This is a genomic window from Billgrantia desiderata (assembly GCF_900108215.1).
Classification (GTDB): domain Bacteria; phylum Pseudomonadota; class Gammaproteobacteria; order Pseudomonadales; family Halomonadaceae; genus Halomonas; species Halomonas desiderata.
This window is the reverse complement of the sequence record NZ_FNVC01000008.1, coordinates 155,619-162,378: the sequence shown is the minus strand read 5'-3', so window position 1 is coordinate 162,378 and position 6,760 is coordinate 155,619. Positions and strand designations below refer to the sequence as shown.

The 6,760-nt window shown below is 63.9% G+C and carries 4 protein-coding genes; 2 read left to right on the top strand and 2 right to left on the bottom strand.

The genetic code is table 11. The features are described 5' to 3' along the window. Positions 1-361: 361 nt before the first annotated feature. Both C4S71_RS09955 and C4S71_RS09950 read left to right on the top strand, forming a co-directional pair. Positions 362-2,281 carry a DUF294 nucleotidyltransferase-like domain-containing protein gene (locus C4S71_RS09955; RefSeq protein ID WP_086511891.1) on the top strand — a complete coding sequence of 640 codons (1,920 nt, stop codon included), beginning with the start codon at positions 362-364 and terminating at the stop codon, positions 2,279-2,281. A gap of 3 nt (positions 2,282-2,284) precedes the next feature. Further along, complete coding sequence (locus tag C4S71_RS09950; RefSeq protein ID WP_103969040.1) at positions 2,285-3,010, top strand: 3'-5' exonuclease; 726 nt, start codon at positions 2,285-2,287, stop codon at positions 3,008-3,010. Positions 3,011-3,041: 31 nt separating this feature from the next. Here the strand turns inward: C4S71_RS09950 and C4S71_RS09945 are convergent, their stop codons facing one another. Then, a complete protein-coding gene (locus C4S71_RS09945; RefSeq protein ID WP_103969039.1) occupies positions 3,042-4,826 on the bottom strand; it encodes a putative bifunctional diguanylate cyclase/phosphodiesterase in 1,785 nt (594 codons plus the stop codon). Positions 4,827-5,067: 241 nt separating this feature from the next. After that, positions 5,068-6,747, bottom strand: a complete 1,680-nt coding sequence (locus C4S71_RS09940) for a BCCT family transporter (RefSeq protein WP_086511888.1) — start codon at positions 6,745-6,747, stop codon at positions 5,068-5,070. Positions 6,748-6,760: the final 13 nt, after the last annotated feature.

Genomic DNA, 6,760 nt, shown 5'->3' with positions numbered 1-6,760 from the left:
GTGATCTGGCGGCAGTGGAAGCGCCCGCGGACCCGGCGTCGTAAGCTCTTGGCGCTGGGGCTGGACGACTATCGGGCGTGGAAGTCAGCGGGAAATGGGCGAGGCGCCTGGTGGAACGCCGGGGCCTCGCACATGAATCAGGCCCTGCCAAGGAAGTGGTTTGATGGACTGGGCCTGATCTCGGTACTCGATACGGTAAGAGGGCTTAGCCGTTCTTCATGAACCGCCGTATACCGAACGGTACGTACGGTGGTGTGGGAGGGCGCCGGGGGTGACCCCGGCCCCTACCCGATTGTTTGGCATTCGCCCCCCTTTACTCTGTCGGGGCACGTCGTCACCGCCATAGGGAGCCCGCTGCGACATGGATGCGGAAGTACTCGAGATACGCCAGCACATGGGGCGCTTCCCGCCTTTCGAAGCCCTGGACGATGAACTGCTCGACGAGGTGGCCGGGCAGGTCGAGGTGGGCTATTTCCAGGCCGGCTCCGACATTCTGCAGTTCGATCAGGAGCTGCACGAACTCTGCTACATCCGCAGCGGCGCCGTGGAAGTGCGACGCCGCACGGGCGATCTGTACAATCGTCTGGGCGAAGGGGACATCTTCGGCCACTTCAGCCTGCTGAGAAATCACCGGGTGCGTTTCCCTGCCCGAGCCCTGGAAGACACCCTGATCTACTTCATACCCGAGGCTCTCTTCGTGCGTCTGTGCGAGGCCGACGAGCACTTCTCCGACTTCGTCGAGTTGGAGCGCCCGCGGCTGGAAGCGGCGGTGGAGCAGCACAAGAAGGCCAACGACATGATGATCACCCGGGTGCGCAAGCTGCTCACGCGCTACCCGGTAATGGTCGAGGCCAGCGCCACGGTGCAGGAAGCGGCGCGCCAGATCACCGAAGCTCAGGCATCGTCGGCGCTGATTCTCGATGAACCCGGCGACGATCACGATCCCCGCCACACCTTCACCGACAGCCAGGACCGCGCCTGGCGACTGCGGGGCATCCTCACCGACAGCGACTTTCGTACGCGCATCGTGGCCGAGGGGCTGCCGCCCGACACCCCGGTAGGGGAGCTGACGGGGGGCAAGGTGATCACGATTCAGTCCGACGAATCCGTGCACGAAGCGATGCTGTGCATGCTGCGCAACAATATCCATCACCTGCCGGTGCTCTACCGTCGGCGGCCGATGGGCATCGTCCATCTCTCCGACATCATCCGCTACGAGACACACAGCAGCCTCTACCTGGTGAGCAACATCTTTCATCAGTCCAGCGTCGAAGGGCTGGCGCGGCTGGCGCCGGACGTGCGCATCGCCTTCGTGCGCATGGTGGAGGAGGGGGCCAACTCGCAGATGGTGGGAGCGGCGCTCTCCACCATCGGACGCAGCTTCGTGCGGCGGCTGCTGGAGCTGGGTGAAGCGTCGCTGGGCCCCCCGCCCGTGGCGTACTGCTTCATGGTCAACGGTTCCATGGCACGCAACGAGCAGACCGTCGTCACCGATCAGGACAATGCGCTGATCCTCGCCGACGACTTCGACCCCGCCCGGCATGACGACTATTTCGCCAGTCTGGCGCAGTTCGTCAGCGATGGACTGGCGGCCTGCGGCTACCCCTACTGCAAGGGCGAGGTGATGGCCACCAACCCCAGATGGCGACAGCCACTGAAGGTGTGGAAGCGCTACTTCAGCGAGTGGATCGACTCGCCCACTCCGGAGCGCCTGCTGCACTGTTCGATCTTCTTCGACCTCGACAGTGCCTACGGCGAGGAGGCCTACGTCGAGCAGCTGCAGGACCTGATCGCCGAGAAGGCGCCACGCAGCCCGCGGTTTCTGGCCGCGGTGGCCCGCAATGCGCGGAACCGCACGCCGCCGCTGGGCTTCTTCCGTACCTTCGTGATGGAGAAGGATGGCAAGCACAACAACTCCATCAATCTCAAGCGCAGGGGCACGGCGCCGCTGGTCGATCTGATACGCGTGCACGCCCTGGCCTGCGGCTCACGGGCCCAGAACAGCTTCGAGCGGCTGGATGACATTGCCGCCACGCAGCTGCTGGCGCCTGGCGTCGACGCCAAGCTGCGCCATGCCATGGAACTGCTCTCCATGGTGCGGATTCGCCATCAGGTCATCGATCTTCAGCAGGAGCACGAGCCGGACAACAACATCGAGCCGGAAAACGTCGCCGATAGCGAGCGCCATCATCTCAAGGATGCGTTCCAGGTCCTCAGCCGTGCCCAGAAGTTCCTCAAGTATCGCTATCCGATACCGGGGCCAAGCGGGCGGGATCGTTGAATCATGCTGTCCCATCGCCTGGCATCGCGTTCACAGGGGCTGGAGTGGCCCGCCTACCTGCAACAGCGCGCCGACGAAGCCCGCGATCCGCTGCTGAAAGCCTTCTTCGCCGCCGGTTGTCCTGCGCCCGAGACGCCGATCGGTGAGGCACCGCTGGTCTCCCTGGACCTGGAAACCACTGGACTCGACGTTCAGCGTCACGCCATCGTGAGCATCGGTCTGGTGCCCTTCAGCCTTTCCCGCATTCCCTTGGCCCGCCGGCGCTACTGGGTCGTGCGTCCCAGTCGGGCGCTTTCCGATACTTCGATCACCCTGCACCGCATCACGCATTCCGAAGTGGCCGAGGCCCCCGATTTCGGCGAGATCCTGCCCGAACTCCTCGAGGCCCTGGCCGGGCGCATCGTCGTCGTGCACTTCCGCCATATCGAGCGGCCCTTCCTGGCCGACGCGATCCAGGCGCGGCTGGGGGAAGGGGCGCGATTTCCGATGATCGATACCATGTCGCTGGAAGCGCGGCTGCACCGGCTCTCGCTGTGGGCGCGCCTGCAGCGCTGGATGCGGCGACCGCCGGTGTCGATACGTTTGGGAGATAGTCGGCGACGCTATGGGTTACCGGATTACCAGGGCCATCACGCACTGGTCGATGCGCTGGCCACGGCCGAGCTGTTCCAGGCCCAGGTAGCCAAGCATTACGATGCCGCGACGCCGGTAGGCAAGCTCTGGACCTGATGCCGCACCTTCGTCGCCAGGCGGGTCTCGCCTAAAGCCAGAGCTCGGCGAAGGTGTCGCCATCCACGGGGCGGCCGAAATGGAAACCCTGCACCCCGGTGCAGCCGAGTGCTCGCAGCGCTTCGGCCTGTTCGGCCTCCTCGACACCTTCGGCTACGGTCTGCATGCCCAGGGTCTGGGCCATGGCGATGATGGTGGAAACGATGGCGTGATCGTGGCTGCTCTTGAGCATGTCCTGGACGAAGGACATGTCGATCTTGAGGGTGTCGGCGGCGAAGCGTTTGAGGTAAGTGAGAGAGGAGTAACCGGTACCGAAGTCGTCGATGGCCAGGCTGAAGCCGGCCTTGCACAGGGCTCGGGTGATACGCACGGTCTGCTCGGGGTTGCGCATCAGGCCGCTTTCGGTGAGCTCCAGTCCGAGCTTGCCGGGGGGAACCCGGGTGGCGATGCGCTGGATATGCTCGGCCAGGCGCGGATCATCCATCTGCTGGGCGGATACGTTGACGCTGAGTCGGCCTGGAAACGGTTTGCCTTGCCGCTCCCAGGACGCGATCTGCTGGCAGGCGGCTTCCAGCACCCATTCGCCCAAGGGGCGAATGAGCCCCTGCTCTTCTGCCAAGGGAATGAAGGTGCCGGGGCTGACCTGGCCGAGTATCTCGTCGTGCCAGCGGCACAGGGCTTCGGCGCCGATCAACTTGCCGCTCTTGAGGCTGAACTGCGGCTGGAAGGCCAGCGACAGCTTGCCCTTGGCCAAGGCGTCGCTGAAACGCAGCTGCAGAATCTCGTGCTGCTGCAGCTCATCGGCCATGGTGGCAGTGAAGAACCGTGTGCGGCTGCTGTCTCGCTTGGCATGGTTGAGCGCAATACTGGCGTGCTGGAACAGTGATTGAGCGTTGTCGGCATCGCGCGGGAACAGCGCGGCACCGACACTCGCGGAGATCGAGAAGCTGCGCTCCGAGAGCTGAATCGGCGCCAGCAGGCTGTTGCGATAGCGCTCGATGGCGTGTGCCATGGCGGCCGGCCGGGTATCGGTGAGCAGCACCATGAACTCATCCCCGCCCAGACGGGCCAGGAACTCACCCGCCTCGGCCTGGGCGCTGAAACGGCTGGCGATCTCGGCGAGAACCTGATCGCCCAACTCGTGGCCTTGGGTGTCGTTGATTTGACGAAAACGCTGCAGGTCGAGATAGAGCAGGCCCAGACAGCTGTCGCGCAGCCGCGCCTGCTCGCAGGCCTCTTCCAGCCGCTCCATTAGGCAGCGCCTGTTGGGCAGCCCCGTGACGCTGTCCCAATAGATGAGCTGCTGGATACGGTAATCGCTGCTGCGCCGCTTTTCCTCTTCGGACCGGCGTGCCATCTCGGCGCCTGCCTGGGCCGCGGCAATGCGCAGTACCTCTGCACCATAGGCGGCAAGATCGAGCGGCTGGCTCGAAAGCACGGCCAGCAAGCCGACGAGGTGGCCTTGGGGGGAGCGCAGCGGAACGCCCACGTAACTTTCGACCCCCAGCTCCTGCAGCATGACATCGTCCGGAAAGCGTTGACAGACGCCCTCGGGAAATTCGCACACCTCGTCGTTCAGCACGTGCTCGCAGGGTGTGCCTGCCAGCGTGTAGACGGCGGCGGGCTGGAGCGAGCCTTGCGACCAGAAAGCGACGGTGCGGATAGTGGCGTTATCGGAAAGCAGCTTACCGATAAGCACATGCTCTCCATCGAAAATGGAGGAAATGCGTTCGACAAGATGGTCGAACGCCAGGGGAGTGCCGGCCTTGCCCAAGCCATCGGCGAGCAGACGAAAGGCGTCTTCGGGTGCCATCATGGGCGTAGAACGGCTCCTTCGGCATAGTTGTAATGATCTATTCGAAATATGCCCGAAGCGGTGGCGGGTTGCTAGTGGTCGTATGGAGCATGAACCACTTGACTAATGGGATTTTTCTCAGCCTCACTGCCTGCCGTGGATCTCTCTGTCCCGTCGGGGGAGTGCTTCGCCGGTCTCGGCGCGGTGAGATATTCGAGACCGGGCAGCCTTCCGTGGCCGCCCTGGCAAGGTGACTTGCGGATCAGCCGCGAGGCTCGCTCATCAATCCCTTGACGATGGCATAACAGCCCACCAATAACACCAGGGTAAAGGGCAGTCCGGTGGAAACCGCCATCGCCTGCAGCGCGATCAGGCCGCCGCCAAGCAGCAGGGCAATGGCGATGACGCCTTCGATGATGGCCCAGAACACACGCTGTGGCTTGGGCGCATCGACCTTGCCGCCGGCGGTGATGGTATCGATCACCAGCGAGCCGGAATCCGACGAGGTGATGAAGAACACCACTACCAGCACGATCCCCACAAACGAGGTGATGGCCGTCAGCGGTAACTCACCCAGCATGACGAACAGCTGCAGCTCGAGAGCGGCGTCCTGCACGCCTTCGAAGCCGGCGCCGACCAGTTGGTCGATGGCGGTGCCGCCGAAGGCGGTCATCCACAGTACCGAGACCAGCGAAGGAACCAGCAGCACGGCAGTCAGGAATTCACGTACGGTACGGCCCCGGCTGACACGCGCGATGAACATGCCGACGAAGGGCGACCAGGAGATCCACCAGGCCCAGTAGAAGGCGGTCCAGCCCTGAGTGAAATTGGCATCCTCGCGCCCGAAGGGATTGGAGAGTGCCGGCAGATTGACCACGTAGGCGCCGAGGTTCTGGAAGAAGCCAGTGAGAATCAGCAGGGTCGGTCCCACCAGAATCACGAACAGCAGTAGCAGCACGGCCAGGATCATGTTGATCTCGGAGAGTCGGCGCACGCCTTTGTCGACGCCGGCCAGGATCGACACGATGGCCACGGCCGTGATGCCCATGATCAGCAGCACCATGGTGGCGTCGGCCTCGGGCACGCCGAACAGGTAGCTCAAGCCGGCCGAGGCCTGGGAGGCGCCCAGGCCCAGCGAGGTGGCGAGACCGAACAGAGTGGCGAACACCGCGAGGATATCGACGATGTGGCCCGGCCAGCCCCATACCCGCTCGCCCAGAATCGGGTAGAAGATCGAGCGCATGGTGAGCGGCAGGCCCTTGTTGAAGGAGAAGATGGCCAGTGCCAGTGCCACCACGGCGTAGATCGCCCAGGGATGGAGTCCCCAGTGATAGATCGTGGCGGCCATACCCAGACGGGCCGCGGCCGCAGGGTCGTCGGCGGCAGCGCCGAGCGGAGCCCAGTCGGTACGTGCGCCATTCTCGGCGTCAATGCCGCCCAGGGCAGCCCCGAAGTGCGACATGGGTTCGGAGACGCCGTAGAACATCAGGCCGATGCCCATGCCGGCGGCGAACAGCATGGCGAACCAGCCGGTGTAGCTGAAATCCGGCTTGGCATGCATGCCACCGATGCGCACCTTGCCCAGCGGCGACACGATCAGCACCAGACACAGCAGCACGAAGATGTTGCCGGCCAGCAGAAAGAACCATGCCAGGTTGCCGGTGAGCCAGTCGCGCATGGCATTGAACAGCGGCTCGACCTCGGCCTGCAGGGCAAGGGTGATTACCACGAAGAACACCGTGACCAGTGCCGAGATGGTAAATACCTTGCCGTGCAGGTCGATGCTGAAGCCCAACTTGTCGGTGGCCAGATTGTCCTGGCCGATGACGTAATCGGTATCGATCAGGTTGGCCGGTCCTTCCGGAGCCGGCACGCCTTCGGAGGTCTCGGCCTCCTTGTGGCGTTCGTCGCGAGAAGTGTTGTCCACGTTACGCTCTCCCATTGAAACGTCCTGG